The organism is Ruegeria sp. BH8 (assembly GCF_056538065.1).
Window position 1 is genome coordinate 301,079 of the sequence record NZ_JBQFSP010000001.1, and the last position, 16,482, is coordinate 317,560.

General features: G+C 56.0%; 14 protein-coding genes and 1 pseudogene. 14 read left to right on the forward strand and 1 reads right to left on the reverse strand.

Annotated features, from left to right (window positions below):
- Window positions 1-49: 49 nt before the first annotated feature.
- From urtB to urtE, 4 genes are read left to right on the forward strand one after another with little or no spacing between them, the layout of a single operon-like run.
- Window positions 50-2,002, forward strand: coding sequence for an urea ABC transporter permease subunit UrtB (urtB, locus tag ACR0AD_RS01510; protein ID WP_480486164.1), 1,953 nt, complete (start codon window positions 50-52; stop codon window positions 2,000-2,002).
- Window positions 2,003-2,005: 3 nt separating this feature from the next.
- A complete protein-coding gene (gene urtC, locus ACR0AD_RS01515; RefSeq protein WP_480486163.1) occupies window positions 2,006-3,235 on the forward strand; it encodes an urea ABC transporter permease subunit UrtC in 1,230 nt (409 codons plus the stop codon).
- On the forward strand, window positions 3,232-3,972 hold the full coding sequence (gene urtD / locus ACR0AD_RS01520; protein ID WP_209504402.1) for an urea ABC transporter ATP-binding protein UrtD: 741 nt from the start codon (window positions 3,232-3,234) through the stop codon (window positions 3,970-3,972). Before urtC ends, urtD begins: the two co-directional genes overlap by 4 nt.
- A 3-nt stretch (window positions 3,973-3,975) precedes the next feature.
- Window positions 3,976-4,671 (forward strand): urea ABC transporter ATP-binding subunit UrtE, encoded by a 696-nt coding sequence (gene urtE / locus ACR0AD_RS01525; RefSeq protein WP_480481745.1) that lies wholly within the window; start codon window positions 3,976-3,978, stop codon window positions 4,669-4,671.
- A 129-nt stretch (window positions 4,672-4,800) separates the two neighbouring features.
- Here the strand turns inward: urtE and ACR0AD_RS01530 are convergent.
- A pseudogene (locus ACR0AD_RS01530) lies at window positions 4,801-5,736 on the reverse strand (IS5 family transposase).
- Window positions 5,737-5,955: 219 nt separating this feature from the next.
- Here ACR0AD_RS01530 and ACR0AD_RS01535 point away from each other — a divergent pair.
- From ACR0AD_RS01535 to ACR0AD_RS01580, 10 genes are all read left to right on the forward strand, one after another.
- Complete coding sequence (locus tag ACR0AD_RS01535) at window positions 5,956-7,275, forward strand: ABC transporter substrate-binding protein (protein ID WP_209504400.1); 1,320 nt, start codon at window positions 5,956-5,958, stop codon at window positions 7,273-7,275.
- Between the two features lie 79 nt (window positions 7,276-7,354).
- Window positions 7,355-8,302, forward strand: coding sequence for a carbohydrate ABC transporter permease (locus tag ACR0AD_RS01540; RefSeq protein ID WP_170332156.1), 948 nt, complete (start codon window positions 7,355-7,357; stop codon window positions 8,300-8,302).
- On the forward strand, window positions 8,299-9,237 hold the full coding sequence (locus ACR0AD_RS01545) for a carbohydrate ABC transporter permease (RefSeq protein ID WP_010442361.1): 939 nt from the start codon (window positions 8,299-8,301) through the stop codon (window positions 9,235-9,237). The genes ACR0AD_RS01540 and ACR0AD_RS01545 overlap by 4 nt, the downstream gene beginning before the upstream one ends.
- A complete protein-coding gene (locus ACR0AD_RS01550; RefSeq protein ID WP_209504399.1) occupies window positions 9,234-9,422 on the forward strand; it encodes a hypothetical protein in 189 nt (62 codons plus the stop codon). The genes ACR0AD_RS01545 and ACR0AD_RS01550 overlap by 4 nt, the downstream gene beginning before the upstream one ends.
- Window positions 9,423-9,424: 2 nt before the next feature.
- The gene (locus ACR0AD_RS01555) at window positions 9,425-10,522 is read left to right on the forward strand and encodes an ABC transporter ATP-binding protein (protein ID WP_209597607.1); all 1,098 of its coding nucleotides are present in this window, start codon (window positions 9,425-9,427) and stop codon (window positions 10,520-10,522) included.
- A complete protein-coding gene (locus ACR0AD_RS01560; RefSeq protein ID WP_480486161.1) occupies window positions 10,515-11,507 on the forward strand; it encodes an ABC transporter ATP-binding protein in 993 nt (330 codons plus the stop codon). The genes ACR0AD_RS01555 and ACR0AD_RS01560 overlap by 8 nt, the downstream gene beginning before the upstream one ends.
- A gap of 11 nt (window positions 11,508-11,518) precedes the next feature.
- A complete protein-coding gene (locus tag ACR0AD_RS01565) occupies window positions 11,519-13,141 on the forward strand; it encodes a dihydroxyacetone kinase subunit DhaK (protein WP_480486159.1) in 1,623 nt (540 codons plus the stop codon).
- A 7-nt stretch (window positions 13,142-13,148) separates the two neighbouring features.
- Window positions 13,149-14,207 carry a LacI family DNA-binding transcriptional regulator gene (locus tag ACR0AD_RS01570; RefSeq protein ID WP_480486158.1) on the forward strand — a complete coding sequence of 353 codons (1,059 nt, stop codon included), beginning with the start codon at window positions 13,149-13,151 and terminating at the stop codon, window positions 14,205-14,207.
- A gap of 27 nt (window positions 14,208-14,234) precedes the next feature.
- The gene (locus tag ACR0AD_RS01575) at window positions 14,235-15,290 is read left to right on the forward strand and encodes a sugar phosphate isomerase/epimerase family protein (protein ID WP_480481740.1); all 1,056 of its coding nucleotides are present in this window, start codon (window positions 14,235-14,237) and stop codon (window positions 15,288-15,290) included.
- A complete protein-coding gene (locus tag ACR0AD_RS01580; protein WP_209504393.1) occupies window positions 15,290-16,444 on the forward strand; it encodes a Gfo/Idh/MocA family protein in 1,155 nt (384 codons plus the stop codon). The genes ACR0AD_RS01575 and ACR0AD_RS01580 overlap by 1 nt, the downstream gene beginning before the upstream one ends.
- Window positions 16,445-16,482: the final 38 nt, after the last annotated feature.

Genomic DNA, 16,482 nt, shown 5'->3' on the forward strand with positions numbered 1-16,482 from the left:
GGTGGGTGTGATGCCCGCCTTGCCCCCAAAGACACTCGGGTTTCACCACATGTTACGACTTTTCCTTGCGGGCCTCGCAATTCTATGCGCCCACCTGACCGCCAACGCGCAAGAGGCCGGTCTGCAACCGATCCTGCAAGAGCATCAGGAGATCATCGCCAAAAGCTCACGCAAGACAATCGGGCCCGTGATTGATGCGATTGCCAGCAGCGGGTTGCCGCAAGCGCAGGTGATGCTTGAGACATGGGCCGCCAAGGACGTGTGGATGCGCAAGTCGGACGGCCTGTTCTTTGCAGGCAAAAAGGTCGAAGGCCGGTCGTATGAGCTTACCGATTTCGATACTGGCGAGGTCGTTGGTATTTTCGAGAAATCCAACCTGAAGCAGTTGAAGCCCAATAGCGGCATCCGCGCGATGATTGGCACGGCTCTGGTGCAGTACCAGCTAACAGATCCGGACCGCGCTCGGCGGCTGGCCGCTTTGCAATCCATCCAACGTGACCCCGAACGTGCTTTGCTGGAGCCCCTACGCGCGTCGATTGCCGATGAAGCTGATGCTGATCTGAAAGCTCACAAACAACGGCTCGAACGGTTGCTGACGATTGGATATGACGAAGATACCGCGGCGCGCGTGGCTGCGATTGAGCAGATGTCCGACGATCTGGGCGTGGACGTCCGTGGCGCATTAAATCCACTGATCGCGACGACGCGACAAGCAGCACCGGAACTTCCGTCTAATGTGAATATCGCCGCCGTTTTAGAACCGGGTTCGAGTGATTTGACGCGCGATGAGGCCTATGACTTGCTGGTCACTGGCAATCTGGCGCCCCCACGCTTGTCACGGGATGATATCCGGACAGCTCTTGCGGCCAATATTGACGGGGGTCGTGTTGGTGACATTCCGCTTGCGCAACTGAATACAGATGAAACGCGCGCTCGGGCATATGTAGCCTTGGCAGAGGCAAGGGTCGTTCCCGCCTTGGTAACCGAGGCCGACATAAACACGGCGCTGGCTGAACATGTGTTCATTGATACCTACACGGAACCCTCGCCCGAAGTGACCGCAGCTGCAGTGCAGGCACTTGAACAGATCGAGCTGAAGGTCGGCCTGAACCAGACGCTCGACCTGACAATGGACGCGATCTCATTGGCGTCGATCTATTTCTTGGCAGCCATCGGTCTGGCGATCACCTTCGGCGTGATGGGTGTGATCAACATGGCTCATGGTGAGTTCATCATGATGGGCGCCTATACCGGATACGTGGTGCAGCAGTTCATCCCCGACCACACGCTGTCGATAATCGTCGCCATCCCGATGGCCTTTGCCGTCACCTTCGCGATGGGCGTCGCGATGGAGCGGCTAGTTATCCGCTGGCTCTATGCCCGTCCGCTTGAGACGCTGCTGGCGACCTTTGGCATCTCAATCGCACTGCAACAGCTGGCCAAGAACATTTTTGGCACGCAGGCCCGCCCGCTGACCGCGCCCGGCTGGCTGGATGGGGCGTGGGTGCTGAACGATGTGGTTTCGATCAGTTATATCCGCATCGCGATCTTTGTGCTGGCGACGATCTTTTTGGGACTGTTCCTCTACATTATGAAGCGCACGCGGCTTGGGCTTGAGATGCGCGCGGTGACACAGAACCCACGCATGGCCGGGTCGATGGGTATCAATCCGGGGCGGGTGAATATGCTGACCTTCGGCTTGGGCTCGGGCATCGCCGGGATTGCCGGGGTTGCGATTGGTCTGTTCGCAAAGGTCACGTCCGATCTGGGCAGCGACTATATCGTGCAAAGCTTCATGACCGTGGTTGTTGGCGGCGTCGGAAACATCTGGGGCGCGCTGGCAGGTGCGGGCATGATCGGCTTCCTGCAAAAGGGGATCGAGTGGATGAACCCCTCGAACACCCTCGCCGCGCAAACATACATGATCATCTTCATCATCATTTTCATCCAGTTCCGGCCAAGGGGCATCATTGCCCTCAAAGGTCGTGCGGCGGGGGATTGAGCCATGGAACGCAGCTTTGTCGCCAAAAACCAATCGGTACTGGTCTTTCTGGCCATCCTCTCCCTGTTCACGTTGGGCGTCACCGTCCTGTCCGAAGGGTTCGGGATTGGCGTGATCTCGACCAGCTTTGTCAAAACGCTGGGCAAGACCCTGTGCCTTTGCCTGATCGCTGTGGCCATGGATTTGGTCTGGGGATTTACGGGCATCCTGTCCCTCGGCCATTTCGCGTTCTTCGGGCTGGGCGGCTACATGATCGGCATGTGGCTGATGTATGAACGTACCCGCCTGATCGTGGTGGAGTCGCTCTCCCAAGCCGACATTCCGCCAACATCGGCCGAGGTCGTGGATGCCATCGGCACGCAAATCTTCGGCGTCGTCGGATCGTCCGAATTCCCGCTGATCTGGGCCTTTTCGGACAGCCTGTTCCTGCAACTGGCGCTGGTCGTGCTGGTGCCGGGCCTTCTGGCACTGATCTTTGGTTGGCTGGCGTTCCGCAGCCGGGTCACGGGTGTCTACCTGTCGATCCTGACCCAAGCCATGACATTGGCACTGGCGCTGTACCTGTTCCAGAACGACAGCGGTATGCGTGGCAACAACGGCCTGTCGGGCCTGCAGAACCTGCCGGGCGTCACGGCCTCGCAGGACTTGGTGTCAATCTGGTTCCTCTGGGCCTCAGCGCTGGCCCTGGGGCTGGGCTACATGCTGGCGGCATGGATCGTGGCGGGCAAGTTCGGCTCGGTTATCCGCGGCATCCGCGATAATGAGGCGCGAGTGCGGTTCCTTGGCTATTCGGTCGAGAATTACAAGCTGGCTGTCTTCACATTGACCGCCTGCATCGCCGCCATCGCGGGCGCGCTGTATTATCCGCAGGCGGGGATCATCAACCCCGAGGAGATGGCCCCCATTGCCTCGATATATCTTGCCGTCTGGGTCGCCATCGGCGGGCGTGGTCGCCTGTATGGAGCGGTCATCGGCGCGGCGTTTGTCAGCCTGCTCAGCACATGGTTCACAGGTGGACAAGCGCCGGACATCCCACTTGGGTTCTACACGATCAAATGGGTCGACTGGTGGCAGGTGCTGCTGGGCGTCTCATTCGTGCTGGTAACCCTGTTCGCACCAAAGGGTATTGGAGGGCTATTCGACCTCTGGACCAACCACCGCGCGCCGCAACGCTACGGTGCCCCGCTTGGACCCGATGAAAGCGCATTGCGCGAAATGGAGGCCTTGGAATGAGCACTCTGCTGGAGGTCAGCGGCGTTTCAGTCACCTTCGACGGGTTCCGCGCCATCAACAACCTGTCCTTCCAGATTGGCAAGGCCGAGCTTCGCGCGGTTATCGGGCCGAACGGGGCAGGTAAAACGACCTTCATGGATATTGTCACCGGCAAGACCCGGCCTGACGAGGGCCGGGTAACCTGGGGTGAGAAATCCGTTTCCCTGCTGCGAATGAGCGAGGCCAAGATCGCGCAAGCCGGCATCGGGCGTAAGTTCCAGAAACCCACCGTGTTCGAGGACCAGACCGTGCAGGAAAACCTGCTGATGGCGTTGAAGAATAAACGGGGCTGGCTGGGTGTGCTGTTCTATCGCCCTTCGACGGATCATCTGGAGAAGGTCGAGGAACTGGCCGCTGAGATTGGCCTGTATGGCGAACTGCTCCGCAAATCCGGCGAACTAAGCCACGGACAAAAGCAATGGTTGGAAATCGGGATGCTACTGGCGCAGGAACCACGTCTGTTGCTAGTGGACGAACCCGCCGCCGGGATGACCTCGCAAGAACGCGAACACACAACCGACCTGCTGGTACAGGCCGCCAAGACCCGCGCCGTGGTGGTTGTGGAACATGACATGGAGTTCGTCCGCCGCCTGAATTGTCGGGTCACGGTTCTGCACGAAGGCTCGGTTCTGGCCGAAGGTTCGCTGGATCATGTCACATCAAATCAGGATGTCATCGACGTTTATCTGGGGCGCTAAACAATGCTGAAACTGACCGATCTGACCCTGCATTACGGGCACTCGCAAATCCTCAACTGTATCTCGTTGGAGGCCGCGCGAGGAGAGGTGACTTGCGTGATGGGCACCAATGGTGTGGGCAAGACCAGCCTGATCAAGGCGATCTCGGGCACGCATCCGCGCTCGGGCGGCGATCTGATGCTGAATGACGAGGCCCTGCCGCCTCTGCCAGCCCATCGCATGGCGTGGAAAGGCGTGGCCTATGTGCCGCAGGGGCGCGAGATTTTCCCGTTGCTGACTGTGCGCGAAAATCTGGAAACCGGTTTTGCCTGCCTGTCAGCAAGCGAACATTTCGTTCCGGACGAGATCTTCGATATGTTCCCGGTGCTGAAGAAAATGCAGAACCGGCGCGGGGGTGATCTGTCGGGTGGCCAGCAACAGCAACTTGCCATCGCCCGGGCGCTGATCGCCAAGCCTCAACTTTTGCTGCTGGACGAACCAACCGAAGGCATTCAGCCCAACATCATCCAGCAGATCGGCGAAGTAATTCGTCACCTCCGAACCAAAGGAGAGATGGCCATCGTTCTGGTCGAGCAGTATTTCGATTTCGCCTATGATCTTGCCGACAAGTTCATCGTCCTGCGGCGCGGCGCGGTCCTGATGCAAGGCACGCGGGACGAGCTATCGCGGGAACAGGTTCTGCAAGGCGTAACGGTTTGACATTCATAAAGGAACCAGCCTATTGAGCGGCGAGAAGCTTCAGGGTTTAAGGGGCGCAATTTAGCACTCCAGCTAGGCTTTGTTGCGCGAAGAGCCTGAAGCCCGGACTTCCCTTTTCCCCGGACGTACTTATCCTGTGGGCTCTGTGACCGGTATGCCGAGCGCGGTGTAGCTGTTCAGGACGGCTGCACGGATTGGGAGTTCGGCGACTGGACGCTCGAAGTCGCGCGCCATGAGGCTCTGCCCCAACAGCTTCACGCAGTGCATCTTCGTTTCGGCGCGACTGCGGCGGTGGTATCCGCTCCAATTTCGCCGGATGGCACGGCCAAGGTATTTCGAGGCGCACAGCGCCTCGTTACGGGCGATAGCGCCTGCTGTCGATGGCTTTCGCGGTTTTGCGTTCTTGCGCGGCGGGATAACGGCGTGGGCACCCCGGTTTGCGATGGCATCGTGGCATTTGCGCGTGTCATACGCCCCGTCTGCGGTGACCGAGGCGATCTCGACATCGACCGGGATCTGGCTGAGTAGTTCAGGCAGCATGGGCGCATCACCGATGTTGTTACCGGTGATTTCGATGGCGCGGATCTCCAGCGTCTGTTCGTCAACGCCGATGTGGATCTTGCGCCAGAGACGGCGTTTCGCGCGGCCATGCTTGCGGGCATGCCATTCGCCTTGGCCCTCCGCCTTGAAGCCGGCGCTGTCGATCAGAAGGTTCAGGGAACCTTGCTAGCCGCGATAGGGTATGGAAACCGCCAGGGTCTTCTGGCGCCTGCTCAGCGTGCTGAAATCCGGCACCGACCAGTCGAGGCCGACCAGGCGCAGCAGGCTCTCCACGAAGTCCGTGGTCTGCCTGAGGGCCATGCCGAAGAGGACCTTCATCGTCGTCAGGCATGTCTGAATCGCAGCGCCGCTATACTGCGGCTACCGGCCTTGCTTACCGGTCGGCGGTGGTACCCAAACCATGTCCGGATCAAATCAGATCGCCAGGGAGCCACGTTGCTTGAGGGCTTCATTGTAGGCTGGCCAGTTCTTGGTCTTGTAGCTCGGCGGGATAGGTCTGCTCATGCAGTCCTGCTACCACGCTGGATTCACAAGATGAATCCCTCACCCAACCTTTGCGCAACAAAGCCAATCAACAGCTAAAAGAATATCTGACGGCCTCTTCTGACAGTTTGAGGTACGAACCTCAATAAAATCTGGACATGAGGTGCGTACCTCAAATAGCCTTGGAAGTATGCCGCGATTCGCACATCCTCGATTGACGGCGCAAAAAGGGAGGAATGGATGACTTACACAAAACTGGCCTCGGCCAGCGCAATAGTCCTTGCCGCTACTACTCTTTCTACCAAGGCAAATGCTGAAGATCTGACGCTATGTTGGGCTGCATGGGACCCGGCCAACGCGCTTGTCGAACTATCAAAAGAATTCGAAGCAGAATCCGGCCACACGATGAACTTCGAATTTGTTCCCTGGCCAAATTTTGCGGACCGGATGCTGAATGAGCTGAATTCCGGTGGTAAGCTCTGCGATCTGCTTATTGGTGACAGCCAATGGATCGGCGGTGGCGCTGAAAATGGCCACTATGTCAAACTGAACGACTTCTTCGATGCTGAAGGCATCAGCATGGACGATTTCGCGCCGGCCACTGTCTACGCCTATTCAACTTGGCCCAAGGGCACACCCAATTACTATGCCCTGCCTGCGATGGGCGATGCGAATGGCTGGTTCTATCGCAAGGACTGGTTCGAAAATCCTGAAATCCAAGCCGCATACAAAGAAGCAACTGGTCAGGATTTACGTGAGCCTGAATCTCAGAAAGAACTATTACAGATCGCCCAGTTCTTTCAGGGTCGTGAGATCGACGGCAAGACAGTCTACGGCGCAGCTATCTTTACCGAGCGCGGCTCGGAAGGGATCACCATGGGTGTGACCGGAGCACTGTATCCTTGGGGCTTTAAATACGAAAACACCCCGGGCTCATATGACATGGAAGGCGCCGTAAACTCACCCGAAGCGGTAGAGGCGCTGGAATTCTATAAGGAATTCTACGAAACGGCGACGCCTCCGGGATATACCAACTCTTACATGGGTGAGAGCTTGGACGCCTTCAAGTCCGGTCAGGTCGCCATGGCCATGAACTGGTTTGCGTTCTTCCCAGGTCTCTATGCTGACCCCAATACCGGCGGTGACAAGATCGACTTCTTTGTGAACCCACCGCAAAATCAGGCAGGTTCGACGCTGGGCGGACAAGGTATCTCTGTTGTCAGCTACTCTGACAAACAGGACGCTGCACTTGAGTACATCAAGTGGTTCGCACAGCCTGAAGTGCAGGCCAAGTGGTGGGAGCTAGGCGGCTACTCGGCGCATAACTCAGTGCTGGAAGATCCTGGTTTCGTGGACAGCCAACCGTTTGCCGGTGACTTCCTGGAAGCAATGGCTGGGGTTCAGGATTTCTGGCAAGAGCCTGCCTATGCAGAACTCCTGCTGGCCATGCAGAAACGCATCCACGACTACGTCGTTGCTGATCAAGGTACAGCTCAAGAAGCTCTTAATCTTTTGATCGAAGATTGGACTGAAGTCTTCGAAGACGAAGGCAAGCTGTAGTCCGGACACAGGCAGGAGCGGGCGCAATCCCGCTCCACCTTCACCCGTGAGTCCTAAACCAACAAGAACTGGCAAAGAGATGTCTGACCGGACCGTAGATCGCGTTGCCCAGGCAACGCCCGAGCGAGTTGCGCGAAAAATCCGAGGGTTATCCGACCGCGCGATCGCCTGGATATTCATCTCCCCGACGATTTTTCTATTGCTGGCGATCAACATCTTTCCGTTGATCTGGACCATCCAACTGAGCTTTACCAACTACAAGGCCAACCGGATCGGGCGCGAAGTCAAAGATGTCGGGCTCAGGAATTACGAGCGTATTCTGACAGACTCGGACACCTGGCTAAATATGCAGGCGACGGCGCACTTCCTGTTCTGGACGATCTTTTTCCAGGTCTTGATCGGGTTTACTTTGGCCTGGTTGATCAACAAGAAATTCAAGGGCAACGATCTTTGGACCACGATCATCGTGCTGCCGATGATGCTGTCTCCTGCAGTCGTCGGGAACTTCTGGAAGTTCCTGTATCAACCTCAAATCGGGCTGTTTAACTACATCGTGTCATGGTTCACAGGCAAAGATCCATCGAGCTTTGAAATGCTGGGATCCGTTACTTTGGCCCCTTGGGCGATCGTTATTGTCGACACCTGGATGTGGACCCCCTTCGTGATGCTAATCTGTCTGGCCGGGCTGCGCAGCATTCCCGATTACATCTACGAGGCGGCTGAGATCGACAGGGCCAGCAAGCTGCGGCAGTTCTTTACGATCACCATCCCGATGGTCCTGCCGTTCCTGATGCTTGCCGTGCTGTTTCGAGGGATCGAGAACTTCAAGATGTTCGACCTGGTGGTTCAGCTAACCGGCGGAGGGCCCGGTTCTGTAACGGAACTCACCTCAATCAATCTCAAGCGGGAGGCGTTTGAGAAGTGGCGTACGGGCTACGCCTCGGCCTATGCGATCATCCTTTTCGTCACCGTGTTCGGCCTTGCGTCGATCTACGTCAAAGCCTTGAACAAGGTGAAACAGAGATGAGCAGTTTTTCCGTAACCGAACCTTCGAACCGTTCCAAGTGGATCGCCGGTTTTCTGGTCATCACTTATGCGCTGATCACAATGATCCCGCTGGTTTGGATTTTACTGACAGGTTTCAAGTCTCCAGCCGATGCGATCAGCTACCCACCCAAAGTGGTCTTTGACCCAACGCTTGAAGGGTATGTAAATCTCTTCACCACGCGCACGCGGCAGACGCAGGAGTTTTTGGAAGCGAACCCGCCGCAGAACTGGGCCGATGAGATCGTCCGCCAATACGACATGGTGATTGTCGGGCCATCAAAGTTTGGCGAGCGCTTTATGAATTCGGTTATCATCGGATTTGGCTCGACGTTCTTGAGTATCTTCCTTGGTACGCTGGCCGCCTATGCGTTCAGCAGGTTCAAGGTCCCGCTCAAGGACGACCTTTTGTTCTTTATCCTGAGTACAAGGATGATGCCACCGGTCGCTGTCGCCATCCCAATCTTCCTGATGTTCAGAAACCTTGGATTAAGCGACACGCATCTGGGGATGATCCTGCTGTATACGGGCGTGAATATTTCCTTGGCGGTCTGGTTGCTAAAAGGCTTCATCGACGAAATCCCAAGAGAGTACGAAGAAGCCGCGCTCATAGATGGCTACACGAGGTTTCAGGCGTTTTACAAAGTGGTGCTGCCGCAAGCCGCGACCGGCATAGCCTCAACAGCTATCTTTTGCCTGATCTTCGCCTGGAATGAGTACGCGTTTGCCGTGCTGCTGACATCCGCGAACGCGCAGACTGCACCACCGTTCATCCCAACCATTATCGGTATTGGCGGCCTGGACTGGCCTGCAGTGGCGGCAGGTGCCACGATCTTCCTGATCCCTGTCATGATTTTCACCATCCTGATGCGCAAACACCTGCTGCGTGGGATCACATTCGGAGCCGTGCGCAAATGAGCGAGTTTCTTACCGGATTGATGCGTTTTCGCCGGGGCCCATGGGAGATGATCGCGACCATCCTCATCGCTCTGGGTGTCTTCATGCTTATGCAGCCCTTTGTCCTTTGGGCCTTCACATATTCTTTCATCGTCACGCTGATCGGAACCGTCATGTTCATCATCGTCAGCCATTTCCCGGAGTAGAAATGGCCCAGATCGTAGTTAAAAACGTAAAGAAGATGTTCGGCGATTTCACGGCTGTCCGCGAAAGCTCGTTCACGATTGAGGACGGTGAGTTCTTCATGTTGCTAGGGCCATCCGGCTGCGGAAAGACGACGACGCTGCGGATGATCGCAGGCTTGGAACTTCCGACGTCGGGTGAAATCTACCTGGACGGCGAGGAGATCAGCCAGCGCCCCCCATCGGAGCGAGACATTGCCTTCGTGTTCCAGATGTTTGCGCTGTATCCGCACATGAACGTGCGAAAAAATATCAGCTACCCCCTGATATCGCAGGGCATGCCGCGTGCTGCTGTCAAAGCCAAAGTAGAAGAAGTCGCGGGAATTCTGGGGATCAAGGACATCCTCGATAGCCCGGTAGGTGGGTTGTCAGGCGGCGATAGGCAGCGCGTGGCGCTTGGACGCGCGATTGTTCGCGAACCCAAGGCGTTCATGATGGACGAACCTCTTGGTGCCCTGGATGCCGAATTTCGTGAGCACATGGCCGAAGAACTGCGCGCGCTTCATGATCGCATGGGGGCGACCACTGTTTACGTCACACATGATCAGCTGGAAGCCATGCAAATGGGGGACAAGATCGTGGTGATGAACAACGCTGTGATCGAGCAATTCGGCACACCTCAGGAAATCTACGACAAACCAGCTACGATGTTCGTTGCAGATTTTATCGGGTCTCCTTCGATGAACTTCCTGCCGTTTCAGGGAAAGGTCGCGCCTGGCTCGGAAACGGTGCGACTGAATGGTCACGACGAAGCCGTACCCACACTGTTGGAAGGGGCGGAAGGTGACTTGGTTTTCGGTGTTCGCCCTGAGCATGTTTTTCTGTCGGATGCCAGCGCCTACCGAGCCAAGGTCCTGGCCGCAGAATATCTTGGAACCACCCAGATCGTGACGCTGCAAAGCCCGAACGGAGAGCTGAAAGCCCGCATTGATGCGCGCGAAACCGTTAACCCCGGCGAGACGGTTGGCTTGAAGTTCCGCTCATCCGCAGTGACCCTTTTCGAAAATTCTACCGGACGCGCGTTGAGGTCCGCTCTGAACGACGAGGTACTAAGCAATGGCTGAAGTCGTTCTGGAAAACATTTCGAAGTCATTCGGCGAAATCAAAGCGGTGGATGATATCTCAATGACGATCCCCAACGGTGCCTTTGTGGTGTTGTTGGGTCCGACGGGCGCGGGGAAAACAACAACGCTGAGATTGATATCCGGGCTTGAGAAACTGGATTCAGGCACTGTTCGCATTGCCGGGCGCGACGTCGGGATGGATACACCCGCCCAGCGCGATGTGGCGATGGTCTTCCAGCAATATTCGCTGTACCCGCATATGACAGTGCGTGAAAACCTGTCTTTCCCTCTGCGATCGCCGATCCTGAAAACGTCAGAGGATGAGATCGCCAGGAAGGTCAACGAAGTCTCGGAGATCCTGCAGATCCCGCACAAGCTGGACAACAAAGCCACCGAATTGTCCGGCGGCGAAATGCAGCGTGTGTCAATCGGACGGGCGCTGGTGCGCGATCCCCAGATCTTCCTGATGGACGAACCGCTCAGCTCTTTGGACGCCAAGCTTCGGGCGGATTTGCGGGTCGAGCTGAAAAGGATTCAGGCCGATCTGGGATCAACCTTGCTTTACGTGACCCACGATCAGGTCGAAGCCATGACAATGGCTACGCATATCGGCGTTTTAGAGAACGGCCGGTTGGTTCAATACGGTACCCCTCGCGATATCTACGAAAACCCGGGCAGTGTTTACGTTGCCAGCAGGTTGGGTCTGCCGCGAATCAACATCCTGCCGTCCGAGTTGTTCGGAGGCGATCACAAAGGACCACAGATTGGTCTTCGCCCGGAAAACATCATTGAAGGCGAGGGCAGTGAAGCGCGTGTCATACGTGCCGAACATCTGGGCGACCAAACACGGCTGCACCTGGACCTGAATGGCCACCCGGTTGTCACCCTGATTGATGTTCATCAGGATTACCCCTCTGGAAAAATTATAAAAATTCGCCCCCATAACCCGTTGTATTTTGACGCGTCTGGCGCGCGCGTGAATTAAGGAGCAAAAGCATGGCCCAGTTCCTCAACACAAAAGAAACCCTGGTAACCGAGGCGATAGATGGCCTTTTGGCTTCCTCAGGCGGGCAGCTTACACGGCTGGACGGATACCCGCATATCAAGGTTGTCTACCGGTCGGATTGGGACAAGTCGAAAGTCGCCTTGGTTTCTGGCGGAGGGTCTGGTCACGAGCCCGCCCATGCAGGTTTCGTTGGCGCCGGTATGTTGACAGCCGCGGTCTGCGGCGAAGTTTTCGCCTCACCCTCGGTCGAGGCAGTTCTGGCGGGCATTCTTGCGGTCACGGGTGAGGCCGGGTGCCTGCTTATCGTCAAAAATTACACCGGTGATCGATTGAATTTTGGACTGGCGGCTGAACGCGCCCGTGCATTGGGCCGCAAAGTAGAGATGGTCGTAGTTGATGATGACATCGCCTTGCCCGACCTTCCGCAACCACGTGGCGTGGCAGGTACGTTATTGGTGCACAAAATTGCCGGAGCGCTTGCTGAAGGGGGTGCCGATCTGGACACCGTTACCAAAGCAGCAAGAAGTACCATAGCAAAGGTTGTCAGCATCGGAATGAGCTTGGACACCTGCACTGTTCCGGGCTCTCCAAAAGAAGACCGGATTGCCCCTGGCAAAGCGGAACTCGGCTTGGGCATCCACGGCGAGCCCGGTGTACAACAAGTCGAATTTTCAAATGCTGTATCGGCCATGTCCACAGTGGTGGCGAAACTAAAGCAAAGGGTGAGTTCAGGGGATTGTGTGGCGCTGGTCAACAACCTCGGCTCTACAACTCCGCTAGAAATGGCTGTCCTCACGCATGCGTTGTCTGAAACTGGTATTGCCCAGCATATCATTGGCCCGGCCCCCATGATGACTTCGCTGGATATGCACGGGTTTTCGGTTTCCATTCTGCCTGTGGATCAGGACGAATTGTCAGCTCTTGAAGCACCCGTTGATCTGGCCGCATGGCCCGGCGTCAATTCCATTGACCCGATCAAAGTAGCCCCGTTGCCTGATGGCCTGACTCCAATCGATCCAATCCCTTCGAACAATCCCACCACAAGGGAAACGATCACCCGGTTGTCTGAACTGCTCATTAACGCAGAGAAGAACCTGAACGAGCTGGACGCGAAATCCGGAGATGGCGATACAGGAAGCACATTGGCCACTGCCGCAAGAGCATTGCAAGGTAGCCTTGACCACATGCCGCTTGCTGATCTGACACAATTGTTCCCGGCATTGGGCAATGAATTGAGCCAGACTATGGGTGGTTCTTCCGGGGTGATACTCGCAATCTTCTTCAACGCAGCCGGAGATGCTTGTGCGAGCGGCGCGTCTGTCCCGAAATCCTTGATCGAAGGTCTGAATAGGGTCAGCCAGGTTGGGGGGGCCAAGGTCGGCGACAGAACGATGATTGACGCTCTGGCACCCGCACTTGCCGCTCTCCCGTTTGGCCTAACCGATGCGGCCAAGGCTGCTCGCGAAGGCGCGGACAACACGGCAAAAATTCGTCGTGCGAAGGCGGGTCGTGCAGCTTATGTTCCCGAAGAAAATCTAGTTGGACATAACGATCCGGGGGCTGAGGCCGTTGCCTTGTTATTTGAAGGCTTGGCGCGGGAGATTGAGGACTGAAGAACACGTGGAAAACCAAAAACAAAAACTAGAATTGGTGAAAAAGCCAACCGTCAACGACATCGCGCGCGTTGCGGGTGTCAGTCTGGCGACTGTTGACCGGGTCTTGAACAGGCGCCCCGGCGTGCGGGCAGTGACCGTGCAGAAAGTCCAAAAGGCGATTGATGAGCTGGGATATGTGCGCGATACGGCCGCGGCCAACCTAGCGCGAAACCGAGTTTACAACTTCCTCTTTGTTTTACCCGACACGGACAACGAGTTTGTTGAGGCAATCAGCAGTCGGATCGCAGAACAATCCCGTGACCAATTTATCGAGCGGACCCGCATTGCGATAAAGAAGGTCGCTCCGTTCGAGCCGCAAGAAATCGTCTACATTCTGGATGCTGTCGCCAGTTCGGATGTTGATGGCGTTGCCGTTTTCGGGCCTGAAACGCCTTCTGTCCGCGACGCCGTAAAAAGGCTCAGGGACAAAGGCGTTCCGGTGGTTGCGTTGGTGTCTGACTTGCCGAGTTCTGAGCGAGACCACTTTGTAGGAATTGATAACGTTTCGGCAGGGCGAACCGCAGCTCAGCTGATGGGACGATTTGTGCATCGTGACGGCAAGGTTTTGGTACTTACAGGATCCCGTTTGGCACGTGACCACCTAGAGCGCCGTCAAGGCTTTGATCTAGTTGTAGCTGAGGAATTTCCACACCTCGAAGTCGTAGCGTCTGTCGAGGGCCGGGATGACCCGGATCTGATTTACAAGATGATGCCCGAGATCTTTGAAACCTACCCGGATCTGGTTGGAATTTATTCCTCCGCAGCAGGCAATGCAGGACTGATTCAATTTCTTTCAGAAAACAAGCTCAGCAAAGATCTGGTGATCATAGCTCATGAGCTTACTCCGCTTAGTCGTGAGGCGCTTACGCTCGGTACATTTGACGCTCTTATCTCGCAAGACACTGGGCACATTGTTCGTTCAGCCGTCCGTCTGCTGCGTGCAACTTCAGACAAAGTGCCATTCAACAAAGCCCAGGAACGTATCCGTATCGACATCTATCTGAAGGAAAATTTACCGCCATAGAGACTCAGGTTTTGGGGAGGAAATTCAATGAAGACAATCAAAGGTCCAGCTTTGTTTCTTGCACAATTTGCCGGGGACGAAGCGCCGTTCAATTCGTGGGGCGCGATCACTAAATGGGCGGCTGACTGTGGATACAATGGCGTTCAGGTTCCCAGTTGGGATGGCCGGTTGTTCGACCTCGAACAGGCCGCATCCAGCGTCGGATACTGCGATGAGTTCAAAGGCAAGGCCCAAGAAAATGGCGTCGAAGTCACCGAGCTTTCAACGCATCTTCAGGGTCAGCTTGTTGCCGTTCACCCAGCCTATGACAGTGCGTTTGATGGCTTTGCAGCGGAAAGCGTCAGAGGAAACCCTAAAGCCCGTCAAGAATGGGCCGTAGACCAGGTCAACAAAGCGCTGTCCGCTTCGAAAAATTTAGGCATTTCGGCACATGCGACATTCTCAGGCGCGTTGGCATGGCCATATGTCTATCCTTGGCCGCAGCGCCCTGCCGGTTTGATTGAAACGGCATTTGATGAGCTTGCGCGCCGTTGGGTGCCCATCCTGAATCACGCCGATGAATGCGGTGTCGATGTCTGCTACGAAATTCACCCCGGAGAGGACCTCCACGATGGTGTGACCTACGAGATGTTTCTGGAAAGGACGGGAAATCACCCACGGGCCTGCATGCTATACGACCCGTCGCACTACGTGCTACAATGCCTCGACTATCTGGACAACATCGACATCTACAAAGATCGAATTCGGATGTTCCATGTCAAAGATGCCGAGTTCAACCCGACCGGGCGGCAAGGTGTTTATTCCGGGTATCAAAGCTGGGTCAATCGGGCAGGGCGGTTCCGCTCACTGGGCGATGGTCAGGTGGATTTCGGTGCAGTTTTCTCAAAAATGGCCGCGAATGACTTTGATGGCTGGGCTGTGGTCGAATGGGAATGCTGCCTCAAACACCCCGAGGATGGAGCGCGTGAAGGTGCTCAATTTGTGTCAGATCACATCATCCGTGTGACCGAGAAAGCCTTTGATGATTTCGCCGACGGTGGCGCTGACGAAGCCGCCAATCGTAAAATGCTGGGGATTGAGTGATGGTCACAGGACGCAGTGAAGAAACCTCAGGACGCATTCGGCTTGGCATGGTTGGCGGCGGAAACGACGCCTTCATAGGGGGTGTTCATCGCATCGCCGCGCGATTGGACGACAAGTTCGAGCTGGTTGCCGGTGCTTTGTCTTCGACGCCAGAGAAATCTCTTGAAAGTGGTCAGGCATTGGGGCTCGAACGGGTCTATGAAGACTTCAAACAAATGGCGATTAGGGAAGCCCGACTGAAATCTGGGATCGAGGCAGTCTCAATTGTCACGCCAAATCACGTTCATTATGCAGCCGCACGTGAGTTCCTGAAACGCGGTATTCATGTAATTTGTGACAAGCCACTCACCTCGACCCTTGCCGATGCGAAAAAGCTGGTCAAAGCAACAGAAAGTGCGAATGCCCTATTCATTTTGACCCACAATTACACAGGCTATCCAATGGTTCGGCAGGCGCGTGAAATGGTTGCCAACGGCGACATTGGCAAGATCCGCGTGGTTCAGGTTGAATACCCACAGGATTGGCTGACCGAGCAGCAGGATTTCAAACAGGCGGAATGGCGAACCGATCCCGAACGCTCGGGCGCGGGTGGATCAACCGGTGACATCGGAACTCATGCATACAACCTTGCCTGCTTCGTGACCGGGCTAAAAGCGGAAAGCCTTGCGGCAGACTTGCAGGCCTTTGTGCTGGGGCGCAAAGTCGATGACAACGCCCACGTCTTGCTTCGCTTCAAAGGCGGAGCGCGCGGTATGCTGTGGTCTTCTCAGGTGGCTCCCGGCAACGAAAACGCACTTCGTTTGCGCGTCTATGGCGAAAAAGGTGGGTTGGAGTGGGCTCAGGAAGATCCCAATTACCTGTGGTTCACGCCATACAACGAACCAAAGCGTCTAATCACACGAAATGGAGCTAGTGCTGCTGATGCAGCCAACCGGTTGAGTAGAGTTCCTCCGGGACATCCCGAGGGATATCTTGAGGGGTTCGCGAATATCTATGGAGAGGCTGCTGAAGCGATCCAAGCTTTCCGAAATGGTATTTCACCTGACGCTTCGGTTGTTTATCCAACAGTCTATGACGGGCTCAATGGCGTTAAATTTGTGGCCGCGTGCGTGCAAAGCTCTTCAAGGAATGCGGCTTGGATCGACTTAGCTTAGAATCTGGTTGTGGGCATAGGGCAGACGGGGGTTGTCAC